Source organism: Vibrio sp. 10N.222.52.B7 (assembly GCF_041474275.1).
Taxonomy (GTDB): Bacteria; Pseudomonadota; Gammaproteobacteria; order Enterobacterales; family Vibrionaceae; genus Vibrio; species Vibrio crassostreae_C.
In genome coordinates this window covers 1-17,786 of the sequence record NZ_JBFRTU010000092.1, presented here as the reverse complement: position 1 = coordinate 17,786, position 17,786 = coordinate 1, and the positions used below count along the sequence as shown (strand labels likewise).

General features: G+C 45.0%; 14 protein-coding genes. 9 read left to right on the top strand and 5 right to left on the bottom strand.

Annotation, left to right across the window (positions count from 1 at the left end):
* Positions 1 to 241: 241 nt before the first annotated feature.
* The 4 genes from AB4512_RS19885 to AB4512_RS19870 form a co-directional block, all read right to left on the bottom strand.
* Complete coding sequence (locus AB4512_RS19885; protein WP_372175438.1) at positions 242 to 895, bottom strand: hypothetical protein; 654 nt, start codon at positions 893 to 895, stop codon at positions 242 to 244.
* A complete protein-coding gene (locus AB4512_RS19880; protein WP_017061727.1) occupies positions 888 to 1,427 on the bottom strand; it encodes a YaeQ family protein in 540 nt (179 codons plus the stop codon). Before AB4512_RS19880 ends, AB4512_RS19885 begins: the two co-directional genes overlap by 8 nt.
* A gap of 117 nt (positions 1,428 to 1,544) precedes the next feature.
* On the bottom strand, positions 1,545 to 1,754 hold the full coding sequence (locus AB4512_RS19875) for a cold-shock protein (RefSeq protein WP_010430417.1): 210 nt from the start codon (positions 1,752 to 1,754) through the stop codon (positions 1,545 to 1,547).
* Positions 1,755 to 2,202: 448 nt separating this feature from the next.
* Positions 2,203 to 3,288 carry a PQQ-dependent sugar dehydrogenase gene (locus AB4512_RS19870; RefSeq protein WP_372175436.1) on the bottom strand — a complete coding sequence of 362 codons (1,086 nt, stop codon included), beginning with the start codon at positions 3,286 to 3,288 and terminating at the stop codon, positions 2,203 to 2,205.
* A gap of 270 nt (positions 3,289 to 3,558) precedes the next feature.
* Here AB4512_RS19870 and AB4512_RS19865 point away from each other — a divergent pair, with 270 nt between their 5' ends.
* The 9 genes from AB4512_RS19865 to AB4512_RS19825 all read left to right on the top strand — a co-directional run bounded on the left by AB4512_RS19865 (position 3,559) and on the right by AB4512_RS19825 (position 15,850).
* A complete protein-coding gene (locus AB4512_RS19865) occupies positions 3,559 to 4,752 on the top strand; it encodes a multidrug effflux MFS transporter (RefSeq protein WP_136976044.1) in 1,194 nt (397 codons plus the stop codon).
* Between the two features lie 478 nt (positions 4,753 to 5,230).
* Positions 5,231 to 6,043, top strand: a complete 813-nt coding sequence (locus AB4512_RS19860; RefSeq protein WP_017066674.1) for a crotonase/enoyl-CoA hydratase family protein — start codon at positions 5,231 to 5,233, stop codon at positions 6,041 to 6,043.
* A 93-nt stretch (positions 6,044 to 6,136) separates the two neighbouring features.
* A complete protein-coding gene (locus AB4512_RS19855; RefSeq protein ID WP_372175434.1) occupies positions 6,137 to 7,327 on the top strand; it encodes an OmpP1/FadL family transporter in 1,191 nt (396 codons plus the stop codon).
* Positions 7,327 to 8,016: a hypothetical protein gene (locus tag AB4512_RS19850; RefSeq protein ID WP_372175433.1), complete on the top strand. Its 690-nt coding sequence runs from the start codon at positions 7,327 to 7,329 to the stop codon at positions 8,014 to 8,016. Before AB4512_RS19855 ends, AB4512_RS19850 begins: the two co-directional genes overlap by 1 nt.
* Positions 8,017 to 8,303: 287 nt before the next feature.
* The gene (locus AB4512_RS19845) at positions 8,304 to 9,416 is read left to right on the top strand and encodes an NADH:flavin oxidoreductase (protein ID WP_372175431.1); all 1,113 of its coding nucleotides are present in this window, start codon (positions 8,304 to 8,306) and stop codon (positions 9,414 to 9,416) included.
* A gap of 418 nt (positions 9,417 to 9,834) precedes the next feature.
* Positions 9,835 to 10,470, top strand: coding sequence for a CatB-related O-acetyltransferase (locus AB4512_RS19840; RefSeq protein ID WP_017061734.1), 636 nt, complete (start codon positions 9,835 to 9,837; stop codon positions 10,468 to 10,470).
* 178 nt (positions 10,471 to 10,648) lie between these two features.
* The gene (locus tag AB4512_RS19835; protein ID WP_372175429.1) at positions 10,649 to 12,295 is read left to right on the top strand and encodes an ABC transporter transmembrane domain-containing protein; all 1,647 of its coding nucleotides are present in this window, start codon (positions 10,649 to 10,651) and stop codon (positions 12,293 to 12,295) included.
* Complete coding sequence (locus AB4512_RS19830; RefSeq protein WP_372175427.1) at positions 12,292 to 14,544, top strand: ABC transporter transmembrane domain-containing protein; 2,253 nt, start codon at positions 12,292 to 12,294, stop codon at positions 14,542 to 14,544. The genes AB4512_RS19835 and AB4512_RS19830 overlap by 4 nt, the downstream gene beginning before the upstream one ends.
* The gene (locus AB4512_RS19825) at positions 14,537 to 15,850 is read left to right on the top strand and encodes an HlyD family type I secretion periplasmic adaptor subunit (RefSeq protein ID WP_017061737.1); all 1,314 of its coding nucleotides are present in this window, start codon (positions 14,537 to 14,539) and stop codon (positions 15,848 to 15,850) included. The genes AB4512_RS19830 and AB4512_RS19825 overlap by 8 nt, the downstream gene beginning before the upstream one ends.
* 76 nt (positions 15,851 to 15,926) lie before the next feature.
* Here AB4512_RS19825 and AB4512_RS19820 read toward each other — a convergent pair.
* Positions 15,927 to 17,786 (bottom strand): VCBS domain-containing protein (locus AB4512_RS19820; protein WP_372175424.1); only part of this gene is annotated, 1,860 nt, incomplete at its 5' end.

The following is a 17,786-nucleotide window of genomic DNA, read 5'->3' as shown; positions in this document are numbered from 1 at the left end:
TTCTAAGCCTCGCTTTATGCGGGGCTTTTTTACGCCTGCAATGAAGTCAACTGTAATGGCTGAGAATGCTGTTATTCCCTAAAGTGAAGAATGAGCGACTTATTCACTTTCGCCATTCCCTAAAGTGAGGAATGAACGTAATAGGGAATCTGTTGCGGCCAAGCAGAAAAAGCACGCTCTATATCTTAACGTTTGTTGAAAGCATATAGAGCGTAACTAGAATCAGTCGCTGGTGGAGTGCTTAAGAAAGGTTAAACAAACGCTTTAAGTGGTGAACAATACCGGATGGCTTGTTCTCGGCTTGATAGATGCTCAAACCATCGTAAAAACTGGCCATGAACTCTACGCGAATCTCATCATCACTGCTTCTCGATATACGAGACAGTAGCGTAGCGGCTACAGCTGCGTGATCATTGGCTAGGCTGTAATCCATTCCTAGTCGTCCTTGAATGAACAACCACAAATGCGTGACTAGTTTTAACTGTTGAGCGTTAGAGTTTTGTAACTTGTCGCTGTGCTCAGTTCCCACTGTATTATCGAATACATTTTGCATCGCCTCATTCGCTTCTTTATTGCTTTCAAAGCGATAGCTTGCATCGATATGTACCTTGGTTAGCAAGCCAAGCAACGTCTGACGTGCAGAGTTCTCCGGCTTGTTCTCGCAAGCGTGTTTAAACAAAGCGTGGTTTTCATCAATAAATGACGACAGCTCTTTCTCGTAGCCTGTCGAGAGCGCTTTGACTGAAGCTAAACCTGCTTCTTTTAAACACTGGTGAAGCTTGGTTCTAGCTTGTTGTTTAGCTTTGATTTCTTGCTGCGCGTCGGCTTGTTGCTTGGCTTCTTCTAGCTGGCTAGCTGCTGTTTGCGAATTATTCGGGGTTGGACGCTCAGTCATTACTCTGTAGCTCTTCCCACGTTACTTCTGCCGATTGAGTATCGCTGTTAATGAAAGCAGAGTTACCCGTCAGCATGACTGAAAGATCCATCGTACGTTGTGTCATCGCCGCTAGCTGCTCAATACCATCGTTGTCTAGACGAACGATCTGAGCTTTTAGGTAGCCGAATTTACCTTTGTTCTGCTCCCACCAAACGTTTGATTTAGTGTTGAAGCTGAATACGCGTACTGATTTAGATAGGCGAGTTGCCTTCTTAACACGCTCTGGATCGGGTTCGCCCACATCGACCCATTCTAGGATTTGATCGTCTAACGACTTCTGCCATAAATCGGGTTCTTCAATGCTAGACAACCCTTTAGTGAACTCAAGTTCAGGAGACGCATTGATACAGAAAGCCATGATTCGAGCCATCATTCGCTGTTCTGTTTCAGAAGGGTGTTGTGCAACCGTTAGATTGAAAGAGTCGTAATAGTCGCGATTCATATCGGTTAAAGAGATACGAAACTTGTAGATTGTCGGTTTAAGAGCCATTGAGAGGGTGTCTTAGGTAGAAATAGTGAAGGGGAATATTACCTTAAATCTCTGAATAGCGGGTAAAAAAATAGCCAGCAGAGGCTGGCTATTTTTAGAAAGCTTTAAAATACTAGATTAAAGTACTTTGATGCTGTCAGCTTGTGGGCCTTTTTGACCTTGAGATACTACGAACTCAACTTTTTGGCCTTCAGCAAGAGTTTTGAAACCGTCGCCAGTGATAGCAGAGAAGTGTGCGAATACGTCTGGGCCGTTTTCTTGTTGAATGAAGCCGAAGCCTTTAGTTTCGTTGAACCATTTTACTGTACCAGTAACTGTGTTAGACATGATGATATCCTAAAATTAAATTTTTATTTTGAGCCAATTGTGGCACTGATAGCGTGGAAAAGTTTATTGCTATTGCGTACAACACAACGGGGTTACTAGTAATCCAACGAAATGTTTATATACAAAGAACTTTCTTTCTAGCCGGGAACGAGTCTAAATCAAATCAGGGGATAGTCAATCGAATACATAGGGAAAGGTTGCAGAAACTTGGGGGTAGTCAAACTTTGCATTCCTTAAATATCATGGAGTTACAGTTGTATGGTGATTTGTTGTAGTTTTTGTGAAAAAGGTGGTCGAAATTGATGACGAATTTGGAGTAAATGCACTGTTTTAGCGCATTCATTTTTGCAAATTTAAAGCCGCTAACTGGGCGTTGAGCCCACTTTTAACGGCTTATATTTATAAATGTCGTTGTAAGGTAAGTGCCTTTACTTGAACGAGGTCTCGGCTACTTTTTCAAGCGGTACAGGTTGCCATTATCAGTGCTGAAGAAGATGTCTCCGTTTGGTGAAGTTTCGATGTCTCTTACCCTTTCGCCCAAGTCCTCTAAAATGCGTTCTTCCTCGATTGCCTCACCTTGTTCATTGACTGTCACAATATTGATGTGAGTAAGTTTTAGTGCGCCAGCCAGCAGTTTGCCTTTCAGCTCTGGGTATTTGTCTCCTTGGTAAACAAGCAAACTGCCCGGAGCGATTGAAGGAACATAGACTTTTTTTGGCGCTTCAATACCATCTTTGGTTTCCGATTCGCCAACGCTGATAGGGCCCCAATACTCTTTTCCGTGTGAGGTGACAGGCCACCCATAGTTGGCACCCGCTTTTATTAGGTTAATTTCATCACCACCGCGAGGGCCGTGTTCAATCGACCAAAGCTTTTGAGTCGGGAAATCGTAATACAGACCTTGTGGATTACGATGGCCAAAGCTCCAAATTTCATTGAGCACTTTGTTGTTATCCGTGAATGGGTTATCGCTTGGTGTGCTTCCATCGGCATTCAGTCGTAATATTGATCCGGCGTGAGTCATGGTGTCTTGGCCGTTGTCTCGATCACCTCGATCACCGATTGAAAAATACAGGTGGCTATCATCAAAGGTGATACGGCTACCAAAGTGACGTCCTGTGTCCGTTCTGGATTTAGTTACAAACACGTCTGTCCAATTGATGACTTCATTATTGCTGTAATTAGCAGAAGCCAGTGTTGTTACGCCTTCATCATCGATGTCTTTACTGTAAGTGACGTAGAACTTTCCGTTTTCAAAAGGGGAAAGTGCGATATCTAATAATCCACCTTGGCCTTTCGCCCATATATTGGGCAGCCTGAAGAGTGTGTGTTGATCGCCAGTTTTTAAATCGACATGTTTAATGACGCCTGATTTTTCTGTGACTAGCATGGACTTATCGTTGACATAAGCCAGTCCCCAAGGGATCACGAGTCCGTCGGTGATCTTCTCTGCCTGCCAAGCAAAGGCTGACGTTACAGGACCTGAGGCAAGCAGCGCCAAAGCACATGAAAAAATACGGTGATGAGTGTTCATTGAAATCCCTTGATTATGAGCATCTAGTGTTAGTCTAGCGCTTGTGACCGATTGGCGGAAAGCCGAGGTTGCTGAAAAGTGACTATTCACATATTTAGTTGAACGCCTATTGTATGATTATACAAGCTCACGTATGTTTACTGTGCCTTTCTCTATTTGATCCCGTCGGAGCATTATGAACAACTCACCAGCAGCATTTTCGCTATTTTCTCAGTTTTTATGTTGTGAGTTAGATACGCACGATTTTTCTTCGAACGGACCTATTAAACGATGAGTCGTGGATTTGATTTTAAATCGATCTTACTTGCGTGCTTGGTCATCAGTATCGGCCAACTCAGTATGGGCTTGGTGTTTCCTTCTTTGCCTTGGATCGCAAAAGATTTTGATGTCTCGCTAGAGCAAGCCCAGCTTTTGGTGAGTGTGTATTTATTAGGCTTTGGCCCTTCCCAGTTTATTTATGGCCCTATTTCCGATGCTTTGGGACGCAAGAAGGTACTGCTAAGCGGTTTGTTGATTGCCATGCTTGGGTTATTGATGATCATCTTCTTCAGCCATTCGTTTACTAGCATGGTGATGGGGCGATTCCTGCAAGGCTTAGGAACCGGTTGTTGCGCGGTACTTGCTCGTGCTTCTACGCGAGACAGATTCAGTGGGGCAGACTTGCCTTTGGCGATGTCTTACATTGCTATGGTTGCGTCTATAACACCTTTGATCGCGCCCGTTATCGGTGGATTCATTAACTTCCATTTTGGCTGGAGCATGGTGTTTATCTCGCTACTTGGCTATGTCTCATTAGCTTGGGTGGTGTTAGCGTTCAAATTTAAGGAAACCGTCACTCAGGTTTCGGCGATCCCTTCGCCTAAGAGAATGGTTTCTCAATATAAAGAGTTACTCACTTCTCGTTATTTTATGAGCTTTGCGAGTATCGGTTGGCTTAACTTTAGCTTGATGATCACCACTGTGTCGGTGATGCCATTTATCATGCAGAACCAGATTGGTATGACGTCAGATGAATACGCAATGTGGGCGGTGATTCCAGCATTAGGCATGCTTGGCGGAACAGGCTTATGTAACCGTATTCGCCCTATGCTGGGTAACAAGAAAACTCTGTTATGCACACCTGTATTGCACGTTGCTGCGGCCTTGTGGCTGTTCTTCTGTCCACTCGAACCTTTGTATCTCATGCTTGGCCAGTTCTTGATGATCCTTGGTAATGGTATTGCGTTACCTTGTGCTCAGGCGTTAGTGATGTTGCCTTATAAGAAGAACGCTGGCGCGGCGGCTGCGATGTCTGGTGGCGGGCAGATGGTGGTGTCTTCAATGGTGAGTATGGGCCTGGTTCAGTTAGGGTTAGGGGAAGCGTGGCATTTATCGCTCGTTATCATGCTGTTCACATTGATTACCCTGTTTAACATTTTGCGTGGTTTCAGTAGCCAAGAAGCGAGAGAGTCTCAGCTCAGTTAGTTGCTTAGGTAATTAGCTAGCTGCCTGGCTAGTAGGAACGAGAAGGCCATTGAAATGATGAATTTCAATGGTCTTTTTAATGTTCAGCGCTTTGGTTTAAGTTACCAGAATATATGCTATTTTCTGACTGCTTAGGGCAAGTGGTAGTGTTCCGAGCGCAGCTTGCGGCAGGGACGTTAGTTTCCATTATTGCTGGCAGCTACTTTATCTTCTTGCTACTGAAATCTCGAAGAACATAGGTTTTGCTCATGACCGAAAGCCATTGCTAATCAAAGCTACTGGCAATCAAAGCCATTGGCGATAAAAGCTACGGATGAAAAGCAGTGAATGGAGCGATCCATCACTGCTTTTTTGTTGATGTCGTTTGTGTAAAGGGAAAGACGTTAAGCAACACAGGTCTCGCTTCTTAATGTGCAAGTTTGGCATATGTTAATAAAATGTATAACCTAAAGGTCTGACCACTGATAAGGTAGCCACCATGCCAAACCTCGATCGTATTACTTGTTCTATCGATGAAAACCAAATTGCGACGGTTGTGTTGAATCGACCCGATAAGCTCAATGCTATTGATATGGCAATGTTTCAAGGCGTGAATAACATGGTGACTCAGCTGAAAAAGAACACCGAGATTCGTGCCGTAATAGTAAAAGGTGAGGGTTCTGATTTTTGTTCAGGGCTTGATGTTAAGTCCCTATTAACCAGTAAATCTGGGGCGATGAAGCTCTTGTTTAAATGGCTACCGACATTGCCTAACGCTGCACAACGCTTTTCATTGGGTTGGCGAGATATTCCATGCCCTGTCATTTTTGCGATTCATGGTCGTTGTTGGGGAGGCGGCCTGCAATTGGTCAGTGGGGGTGATTTTAGAATTGCTAGCCCGGATGCGAACTTCTCTATATTGGAAGCAAAGTGGGGTCTGATTCCAGACATGGGAGGCGCTATCGCTTTTAGAGAGCTGATGCGTAAAGATCACACCCTTGAAATGGCGATGACGGCCAAAGTGATCGACTGTGAAACCGCTAAAGAATATGGGTTGGTGACCAAGATTGCCGAAGATCCTTACGCTGAAGCCTATGCGTTGGCACTTGAGTGTGCGAATCGGTCGCCAGATGTCGTCGCTGCTAATAAGAAACTCTACAACAAGATTTGGTGGTCAAGCCCCGGAATGGCTGTGTTCTACGAAACTTGGTATCAGATCAAAGTAGGGTTAGGTAAGAACCGAGCGATAGCAGCACAGCGTGAAATTCATCCTGACAAGCCACGCTCTTACTTAGCAAGAAAGTTCAAATAATGTTTGTACAGGAATAATCGATATTCCCTTTGTTTATGGGGCTTTGCGGTAACCTTAGAGCAATTTAATGTCTAAGGCTAAATGAGCGCTCTGATGAACAAAACTTTTACTTACTCTCTAGCTGCCACTGCAATTTTTACGAGCTTAAATGCATTCGCAAGTGGCCTGTTTTTGCAAGAAGCTGTCGTTGCCAACGCTGGTACTACTGGTGCTGGCGACGGTGTTTACACTCGATCTGCAGCGGCGATGTGGACAAACCCTGCCACTATGTCTCACATGGGCGAAAGCAAAACGACCATCAATACCATGGCGTTCGATCTTGAGATGCAGTATCAAGACAACGGCGATAAGCAAGACGGTAAAGCACATACAGTGATGCCTTCATTTGGTGTCTTCCACGCGCATCAAGTCACTGACAAATTACACCTTGGTATCGCGCTTGGCGCTGTTGGCGGCTCTAGCCTTGATTACGGCAGTGATTGGGCGGGTGCTGCACTTCTAGAAGATATCACTCTTACTGCAATGCAAGTGAACCCATCACTGAGTTATAAGCTGAATGACCAATGGTCAGTAGGCGCGGGTGTGCAATTCAGTTGGGCTGCATTCCAACAAACAACGTCAATGCTTACTGCGAAGCAAGATACTGACTGGGCATACGGCTATAACCTTGGCGTAATGTACACACCGACAGATAAACTTAAGCTGGGCGCAAGTTACCGTTCTAAGCTAGAGCATGAGTTTAACAATGATGTAAATGGCGTTATTAACCAAGGCGTATTGAATTCATTATCAACTGATATTGCTTTACCTGAAATCATCGATGTCAGTGCGAGCTATGCTTTGAACTCTCAACTTGACCTGCTTGCTAGTATTCAGTTCCACCGTTGGAGTGAATGGGATACAACCGTTCTTGATTTTGGAATAGCAGGAAGTCCAATTAATGGTGTTCCGATTGAACGTGACTGGGATGACGTTTGGAAATTTGCGGTAGGTGCGGATTATCAATTGAATTCAGACTGGCGTTTGAAAGCTGGCTTCTCTTACGAAACTTCTCCGCAAGACGATCCGTCAATGCAATGGGTTGACCTTCCTGTGGGTGAACAGTACCGCTACTCAGTTGGCGCATCTACCTACTGGGACGACATCTTAATTGATGTGTTCTATGAATACGCTGATTTGGGTTCAGTTGAGATGGATCGATATGGTCGATTTGGTCAAGTTAATCTGTTGAATGGTTCGTTCGATGGCCGTATCCACTTTGTTGGTGTTAGCGCGACCTTCTAATGACATTACGTAATCTACTAATCATTACTTTAGTGTCTTTATTTTCAACGGGTGCTTTTGCTGAAGAGAAGCACCCTGATGATCCGACTAAAATCGTAACCAAAGCTGGCGTTGCTTATAACGAAGATCTGCAGTTCTCTGGGTCTATTGGGCTTGATGAAGCACGAATGATCAATGCTCGTGTTAACGCAAATGGCGAAGAATGGCGAATAGGCGGCTCATGGCTGTTGCCTATGGGTATTGTTAACTTCAACTTTAGCCGTTCTGAATATGACAACGATGCTTATAAGAACAACTACAGTATTGGCACATTTATACCACTGAGTTATTTCGACATTGAGCCGTTCGGTTGGCAAATCTTCCCTATGGCTGGCTACAGTTATAATGATGGCGAAGTGGCGGTTTTCGATGATGATAACGTTGGCTCTGATTATGTATTGATGTCGAGCTCAACACACGGTGGCTACATTGGTGCGTTTGGTTTAAAAACGATTACTGATGAATGGTCTATCATGGGCTTCGGTGGCGGTTCAATGGGGTCTGATGATTATTCAGGGTATTGGGCAGGCGTCGGTGCTAGCTTCAAGTTGAGTGATGCTCAATCCTTCAACTTCTTCACTATTTTTGCTGAGGACGATTTCGGTGAAAATAACAGTGTTGGCGCGTCTTACACCTATGAGTTCAAATAACTGTTAGCAGGCAGAAATTCGCAGGCGGACACCTCTCGTAAGAACCATTGACTTAGTCCAGATTAAATTGAACAAAGTCGCTTATTAAAACTTAGCGACTTTCTTTTATTACCATTTCTCCAATCTTTTTTATCTCTTTTTGATGCTTTCTATATCTTTCTCACATGAGAGTGCCGCTCTCTTAATCTAGATTAAGTTTTCGCTGCCTTATTCTCTGTAGTATCCGCCTGAATCAGTGCCCATGCTTAATGGGTAACTTGCGTAACACGATTTTGAGAGGAAGACACTTGAGCACTTTGTTTACAGAAACCCACATTGGCAAGATGACACTAAAGAATCGCTTCATGAGAAGTGCAACGTGGGAAAATATGGCCACCGAAGATGGGCATATGACAGATAAACTGTACGCTATCTATGAAGAGTTGGCTCAAGGTGAAGTCGGCCTGATCGTGACGGGCTACGCGAACATTGTTGAAGAAGAAAAGCCGAATGCAGGCATGATGGGTATGTATAACGACTCATTCATTGAAGAGTATCAAAAGCTGACTCAACTGGTGCACGACAACGACTCTAAAATCGTGATGCAGTTGGCTTATGGTGGCACCAAAACCACGCATGACCTTGGCGAGCGAGTAATCTACGCACCAAGTGAGGTTCCAGAAAAAGGAACTCAAACTCTAGGCAAAGCGATGACCAAAGACGAGATCGACTACATTGTTGATGCGTTTGCTCAAGCGTCTTTGAGAGCACAGAAGTCAGGCTTTGATGGCGTTGAAATTCATGCCGCTCACACTTACCTGATTAACCAATTTCTAAGCCCTTATTACAACCAACGTGAAGATGAATACGGCGGTAGCTTAGAAAACCGCATGAGATTTTTGTTAGAGATCTATACCGCGACACGTAAGCTGGTGGGTGATGATTTCCCTATCTTGGTTAAGCTCACGGCATCCGAGTTTTTTGAAGGTGGCGTCACCTTTGAGGAAACACGTATTGTCTGTAAAAAGCTTGAACAAGTGGGTGTGGATGGCATTGTCGTGTCAGGTAATATTCATGGCAAAGCAGACACTATGATTGGCGAGTCGCACGATGGTTTTACCATTCAAGCTGAAGGCTACTTCCATGAGTATGGTCACGCGATCAGCCAAGAAGTTAATATCCCAGTTATCACGGTTGGTGGCCTGACAGATTTTGATGCTATCGAAGCGATTGCAAACAACACGGGTATTGAGTACTTCGCGCTTTCAAGACCGCTGCTTTCTGAACCCCATTTAGTTAAGCGTTGGAAGGAAGGGGATAGAAGCCCTGTTGAATGCGAACGATGCTCTAAATGTCGTACTAAGCGCGGTAACTTTTGTGTGGTGAATAAAGACAGAAAAGCACAGCTTGCTCGCATGTAGTCGCTGATCCTAGCTCCAAGCGAGCTCCGAAGTTTATAGCAGAGTCTAAGTTTGAGCCTGTGTAATCGCGCAGGCTCTTGTTCATTCCGTATTCCATGAAACGAAATTTGAAACCTTATTAATCACATCTTCCTGTCAAATTGGTGCGACTAAACAGATACACTACGCCTGTAAATTATCCAACCAAGTTATCGATAAAACTGAGCAAACTTTGAAACTACTTCCTCTTCTTAAGCAACCTCGAATCCACTGACGTCTCTTTAGTTTTAGCGACATTGCTATGATTTAAGCGTGATACTCACTATTCATCCCAGTGAACCCTGTGTTTATAGGGCGTTAGTTTGTGCACCTTGGATTTGCATCGTCGAACATTTTGATAGTTAACGAATAAAACTAAATAGATCATTCAGAGGTAAAAATGCAAAAGAAGCATTGGTCCAAATTCGAGTTGCTGCATGAAGTCGTAACCAACCCCAATATTCACGTAAAAGGTCAACACAGTTATTACAGCGATTGCTGGGATAATGGGTTCGAGCAATCTGTCGTCCGTTATTTACATGGCGACGAAGTCAGCCGCCAGTGGGAGCCTCGATGGGAAATCGACGAACTCCATATCGGCGATTATGTCTGCATTGGCGCAGAGGTTGTGATTTTAATGGGTGGCAACCATACCCACAGAGTTGATTGGTTTTCGCTGTATCCATTTATGGATGTAATCGACGATGCCTACATTGGCAAAGGTGACACTCACATTGAAGATGGGGTGTGGTTAGGCATGAGAGCGATGGTGATGCCCGGTGTGACGATTGGCGAAGGCGCTGTGGTTGCAGCGAATAGTGTGGTGACTAAAGACGTCGCTCCATACAGCATTGTCGGTGGTTCTCCAGCTAAAGTCGTCAAATACCGCTTTGATGAGTCCGTTATTGACGAACTCATGTCATTCAAAATATACGAGTGGCCCTCAGATAAATTTGAAGCGCTGAAACCGTATTTATGTAACTCAGACTTTTCAAAGTTAAAGCAGGCGATAACGGATTACGACAATTGTTTGTAAGGAGCACTTGTAACGAGCGTTTGTAAGGAGCGTTTTTAAGGTACGGGTATAGCCACAGATTTGTGTAGAAAGATCTGTGTCATATTTATATTGAAAAACACGTTAAATCAGTCCGTTACCTTGCAATACTCAACATGGTGTACCAATCTTATTTCATAAGCATGGATAAGGATTGTGTATGCCCGCAAGTTCAATGAAAAACAAAGGGGTGGTGGGGAAAGTCTTACTGCCTTCTTTACTCATAAATCTTCTCTCTCTCGCCGTTCCGTTAACGGTTTTGCAAATTTACGATCGTATTTTACCTAACCAAAGTTACGGTACTGCCACTTTGTTGTTGGCGGGTGCAGCGTTGGCTGTTGCCATGGAAGCATTGATCCGGTTTGTGCGTACTTGGCTTTTGTCAGCCGCGGCCAGCAATACCGAGAAAGCGACCTATCAAACTTTGGTTGAAAGAGTAACAACGGCTTCATCAGGCCATCTCCGCCACATTGGTGTTGGCGGCGTGGAAGAGGGGCTTGGTTCTGTATCCAAAGTCAAAGATTGGTATTCCGGTGGTGTGATTGCAGGCTTTATTGATTTGCCTTTTGCCTTGATCTTCTTGGGCTTGGTGGCTTACATCGGCGGTGAGCTGGTGGCGATACCTTTGGCAGTTTGGCTGATTACTCTCGGAATCGTTTGGTTATCTTCTATTCGCGTTAAAAGCTTAAGTGAAGAAGCTTCCCAAGATGAGCGGGAGCGAAAAGCGTTCTTGATTTTACTGAGCCAAACCATTCAAGGAATCAAACGTCAGGCTGTTGAGTCTCGAATCTTCAATCAGTTTAAATCCCTCAATAGCGTTCGCTCTCAGTCTAAAGCGAGAGAAGAAGAACAGAACGCCTTTGCCCAAGAATGTATTCAGCTTGCCGCATTAGCCACGTCAGTTTTACTCGTAATTACGGGGAGCTTGTGGGTGTTGGATGGTCAGTTAACTACTGGTGGCTTGGCGGCATGTTCTATCTTATCTGGCAGAGCGGTTGCACCTTTGAGTGCTCTGGTGGGAGTTCGAATTAAGCTTAATTCAATACACAGTGCCAATCAGGCAATAGAAAAATTGAGTGACTTATCATTATCGGAATCTTCAGATTCTGAGCAAGTTGAGAACCACTTATCTGACTTTGAGACGTTGGAAATCAAGCAAGCGACCGTTGAAAGATATGGTGAACTCTCTCATGCAGATGTCACACTGAATAAAGGTGAGTTGGTTTTGTTAGAGAGTGAGGATCGCCACACCAACAGTCATTTATTGTCGTCGATTGCAGGTATTGATGATCTAAAAGCGGGTGAGTGCTTCATTAACGGAGCTGCAGTTTCAATCGCATCCGTAACCAATATTGCTGCCTACTGTGGCGTTAAAGGGCAGTTGGTGTCGGGTACTATTCTCGACAACTTGTGCGGGTTTGACCCTGAGAAAACGCAAAGCGCCAGTGACTATGCAAAGCGTTTGGGTTTAACCAAAGAGATTACTCGATTACCCGATGGACTAGAGACACAAATTGGCCATACGAGTGCTTCTTTGTTGAGTATGGGTAACGTGAAAATGCTCAATATCGCGGCTCAATTGGCAAGTGATAAACCCATAATCATGTTGGAAAGGCCGGATTCTTCACTTGATTTAGACGCCCTTGGGAATCTAGCTAAGGTGTTGGAAGAAGAAGTAACGGCAGGACGCACGATACTGATGGTGAGCTACCATTCGAAGCTTCGCGAATTTGCTAATCGAATCATTACAGTGGAAAGTCGAGCTATTACGGTCGACAGCGAGAGCAATCAGGAGGCCGTCGTATGAATCGTTTAGATATTGGTAACCCTTCAGGTACGAACAACCGTGCAGATACCAGCGGTCGACAAGAGGTGATGAATCATTTAGAAACCGAGAGCCTTTCCGTTCTTAAGCAGTTGGAAGTTAATGCTAATATCCAGTTGTTCGCACATCAATGGGTCGATGAAAATGGCATTGAATCAATCGACGATATGTTTGCCTTGTTCGACAGGCTTGCACTGCCTTATCGCTTGGTTGCCAACCTAGATGAAGTTGGTGAACATAAATTGGTCTTACTGGTACTTGGTGAACATGAGCTGGTCTCTGGTCATTTGGAATCCAAGCAATTTGTTGCCTTTAATGCCAATAACGACATCACCGATGTCCCTCAGTTTTGTATTGTTATCGAAGGGCCACCATTAGAGAAGGCCTCTCCTGATTGGGTTGGTGAAAGGTTACATGCGTTTCGCCCCATCATTCCTAAATTGTTATTGGTCAGCTTTATCACTAACTTATTTGCGCTTGCTGTTCCCTTCATCACGATGTCGATTTATGACCATGTGATTGGTGGTGATGCAGGGCATGAGTTGCAAGGTATCGCCATTGGCGCGGCGTTGTTGTTTGTGATGATGGGTTGGTTGAGAACATTACGTAGCCGAGTGTTTGCTTCAGTTTCCAACCGAGTAAGTCGTGAGATTTCTCAATCCCTCGTGCAGCGTCTGCTTCGTAATAGCTATGCTCAAAATCAGCAAACAGCTTCTTCTAGTCAGCAAAACCAAGTGATGTTGTCAGAGCGTATTTCAGGTGTGCTATCGGGGCCATTAGGAAATGCGTTATTTGACCTACCATTCATTCTAATTTTTGTACTAGCGATAGGAGTTTTAGGCGGATGGTTGGTACTGGTTCCAGTCGTCTCTTTAATCCTTTATTACTTGCTAGCAAAACGCTCGATACGCTCTAGCAGCAAGCGCTCGATGCAATCGACAGTGGCAGGTACGAATCGTCAAAACATGACTAATGAGCTGTCATCCAAGCTTGCCTTTATTCGCAGTGCTGGATTCTCAGAGCACTGGATTCAACGCTTCAAAAAGGCCAATCTTCTTGCTTCAACAGTGACCTTTAATCAATCGGTTCTCCAGAGTCGGTACACCTCGATTTACTATTTCATTGGTGTGGGCTCGACACTCGCCGTGATGGGGTTAGGCATAGGACTTATTTTTGAACAAGTGATGACGCCCGGTGGTTTGATTGCTTCAATGATGTTGATATCTAAGGTGACGGGTCCTGCTCAGGTGTTGGCAAACAGCGCGATGCGTTTTAATAGCTTTAATCAATCCAAGCTGCAAGTGAACCGTATTTTGTCTCAGCCGTCTGAGCGTGAATTCAGTTACCAGCATCACCCGTTACCCGTGGTAGCGCCTAACTTGAAATTAGACCAAGTGACGCTGCGCTATCCCAAACAGAGTCGCCCCGCTTTGAATGGTGTGAGTTTTGATATTGAAGCCGGTGAAGTTGTCGCGATTACCGGCCCTTCTGGGAGCGGTAAATCAACATTAATTGAAGTGCTGTCTGGCTTGCAGCCTATCCAAAATGGCATGGTCGAGCTTGAAGGCGTTAACCTCGTTCAATACGACCCGCAGCTTTATCGCCACTGGTGTTTCATTCGAGCCGCATATCCTGATTTGCTTACGCTGAGTATTCGAGAGTGGCTAAACGACGGTCACAAAGTCGAAGCTCAGAAAATGATCTCTGCAATTGAAATGGTCGGCGGAAAGCGTTGGTTCGAGACATTATCAGGTGGGCTCGATACTTCCATCAGCAGTATTCAGCCGGACAGCCTTTTTGACATGTTGTCTGGCAGCGTCGCGCAGATCCTCATTGATGCAAAAGCGCTGGTTTATGACTACCCAATGTTCTTAATGGATAATCCTGTGCCTGATGCTCACCCAAATGCTAAACGTATATTTGGTGAGTTTGTGCAGTCGAAAAAAGGAAAAGCAACGGTGATTTACACGTCCCACGATCCGGATTTAATCAAGCTTGCCGATAAAGTGGTGGTATTAAATGAAGGTGCAGTGGTTTATGCCGGTCCATTAGAGCCGGAGCAGTCTTCGAAGCAGGAACAGCCTTCAGAGCCTCAAGCTTCTCAAGAACCGCAGTTATCTGAGCAACCGTTATCTCAAGAGCTACAGCCGTCAACTCAAGAGGCGTCTGCTCAACAAAATGCAGCCCAACAAGAACAATCAGAGTCTAAGCAAGGAGTCGCTAATGACTAAACAATCTATCGAGAAGGGCAAGCGCTACGGTGAGCTTGTTGAATCACAAAATACGGCTCGTACATTGGCGCTGGCCACATGGTCGGTTGCCTTATGTGTTATTGCTTTTGCCACTTGGTCTGTAGTCACTCAAGTTGATGAAATCGCCAAAGCCAAAGGTGCTGTGATTCCGGAAGGCGAGAAGCAAGTATTACAAAGTGCGATTGGCGGTAAGTTAAAGCAAATTCTTGTTAAAGAAGGCCAGTTGGTAGAGAAAGGCCAGCCGCTTGTTGAGTTTGATGCCACTTTCCAGCGTACCGCCCTTGAAGAGCTAAAGTCCCAACAAGTGACGCTTTTAGCCAGTGTGGAACGTATGAATGCGTTGCTTGAGCAACGTGAGCCTAACCTTGCTGAGTTTGAGGTCGATTACCCAGAGATCGTCAGCCAGCAAAAAGCGCAGCTGAACGCGCAAAAAGCCCTCTACTTCCAAAAGCGTGTGGTGCTTGAGAAAGAGAGCGAGCAAATTGCAGAGCAGCTTCGTAGCGTAGAAAAGGCCTTGCCGAGTTATGAGAAAGAGTTAAATGCGACTAAGCAAGAGTTGAACATACTGGAGAAGGGTTATAAAGCGGGTAACATTTCACGTTTACGTGTGCTTGAAATGCGACAAAAATTGGCCAGTATCGAACAGAAAATCGAAGAAGCTCGTGGTAAGAAGTCGGTATTGATTAGACAAGCTGACAGTAATGACCAAAAAATCATACAGCTTCTGGCGGAAGCGAAAGCTAAAGTGAGCGATGATCGTTCTAAAGCCGTATCTGACTTATCAGCATTGAATGCTAGAGTTCGTTCAAGCCAAGCTAAATTGACGAACACTATGTTAGTGTCACCGCTACAAGGCTTGGTGCAAAGCATACCAAGCACGCAGGATGGTGGTGTTATTCAGCCGGGTGGCACGGTAGTTGAAATTGTGCCTGTCGGAGGGAACGCTGACTTCAAAGCACGTTTGTCCCCAAGAGATATTGGTTTTGTGAGTGTTGGGCAGCCCACTCGAGTCAAGATTGATGCGTTTGATTACAGCCGCTTTGGGGCTTTAAAAGGGGCGGTAGAGAGTATTTCACCGACCACAAGTCAAAGCGAACGTGGCGAGATCTATTATGAAGTTGTAGTGTCGGTTGATACGCCTTACTTCCGTGATAACCCTGAAAGCTTTTCCATACTGCCGGGTATGACGGGTGAAGTAGACATCACAACTGGCGAGAAGTCGGTGTTCCAATACTTATGGAAACCGATTTATACCAATGTTAGCGTGGCGTTTGGAGAGAGGTAAAGTCCTCCACTCTGGCTTGCATAAAAAAGGAGCACATGCCGTGCTCCTTTTTTTATCTAACCGAAGGGGTGATGTTCTAGTTATTTGGGTCTATGTCAGGCAGTCCGTCAACGTCATTATGATGGTGTAAAGAATCATCAATAGATGGGTTATCGGTATGGTGAGACAGCCCATCACTCATACCATCGTCAGTTTGCTCAGCCCCATAAGCACTCTCGGCATCACTGAAAATGATATCGATATCATGCGCTACTGGTACATTGTGTGACGGTGAATCTATAGACGGCGAGTCAGCATTAATACCCAGAGCGTCTAGGTAAGCATGGGCACCAGAACGCTGTTCGTGTTCGCCTATCGCTGTATGTTCTAGGTTTGCCGTCACCTCATCAAAATTAAGAGTAACTTCATCAGGGGTGCTGAAAGAGGCATCCGGTTCATCCGCTTGGCTCATGCCGGGTGCTGGAGGAGGTGGTGGAGCGATTGGCGATAAATCCATGCCAGTTAGTGTGGTTTGGTCAATGTGATGTCCGCTGTTTCCATGGACGGATTGCGAGTGCAAATGTAGGTGCACCGCGACTTGTGAGTTTTGATCGCCTCCTAGGGTTAAAACAAACGAGTCGGTTTCGTCTGTACCACTACCGTAAGAGCCTCCTGTATGTGTCTTAACGACGCCTGATGAAGTTTGTTGGTAATCGTAACTCAACTCTCCGGTTGCAGGATTGACATGCAAAGTACCAAATTGACCGTGTAATGCAGTGAGAGAGTGTCCGTGGTGATCTGATATTCCCCAGCCTGTCATTGGCGTAGGCGTTCCTTGGTGAATAATTGGAGGAATTCCGATTGAGGCATGCAGGTCCTGATTGCCTGCACTGCCGGTAATTTTTGCAGGGGCAACTAGGGTTGGCATTGGTGGAACATCGCTGTGTCCATCAATGCGCATTTCAACTTCTTGAGTTGTAATGCCCCCGTGTCCATCATCGACTAATAGAGAAAACTTATCGGTCAATTGTTCACCATTATTTAAAGCATTAACATGGCTATTGCTGTTATTAAGTGTGTAGACCCAAGTTTGTGTATTGCTATTATAGGTAACAGAACCATACTGTGGCTGATGTTGGCTATCAATACTGACAGAATGTTGATCGCTATGATCAACATCGCTGATAATAATTTGCCCAGAGGTCGCATTTGCAGCATCTTCATCAATGTTATGTGCACCTGCGATAACTTCAGAAACTGTTGGTTTATCATTAGTGCCATGCACATTGATGGTAATAATTTGTTTATCACCACCAGCGGTCGTTACTTCATATTGAACCTGCTCGACTTGCCCTGCCGCTAAGTGCTGAATATTGGCATTGGGAACCGAATAAGCCCAATCACCGGCTTTTCCAATGGTCAGATGACCGCCATAGGGATCACTGATCGCATGGGCATTACGAGTGTCGTAAAAATGATCTTCACCGGCATCAGGATCGATAACATTCAACACGCCAGTGACAAATATCGTATGTTGGGCATCACCTTGTACGTGGCGATCTTCTGTTATTTGACCGCTTTTATCTCCGGCGAAGATCGCAGCATCGCCAACTGCCGAGAGTGTTGTTGATGCACCGGTGTGGGTCACACCACCGTGGGCATCTTTGACGTCATAGCTAAAATGGACATCGCCGTTATAGTCTTTTTCTGGCGTAAAGGTAAAGGTGCCATCGCCATTAATTAATATCGAACCATGGTCGGCGTGTAGGTTCTCAATGGATAATTTGCCAATATCGTTATCATCGATATCAGTTGTGTTAGCAAGTAGCAGTGCTGGGGTGAGGACAATTTTGCTATCTTCTAAGCCATTCGCTAAACGCACTTCAGCCGAGGCAATTGGCGCATCATTGGTGCCATGAACGGTCACTGTGATATCTTTTTTAGCACTGCCATCAAT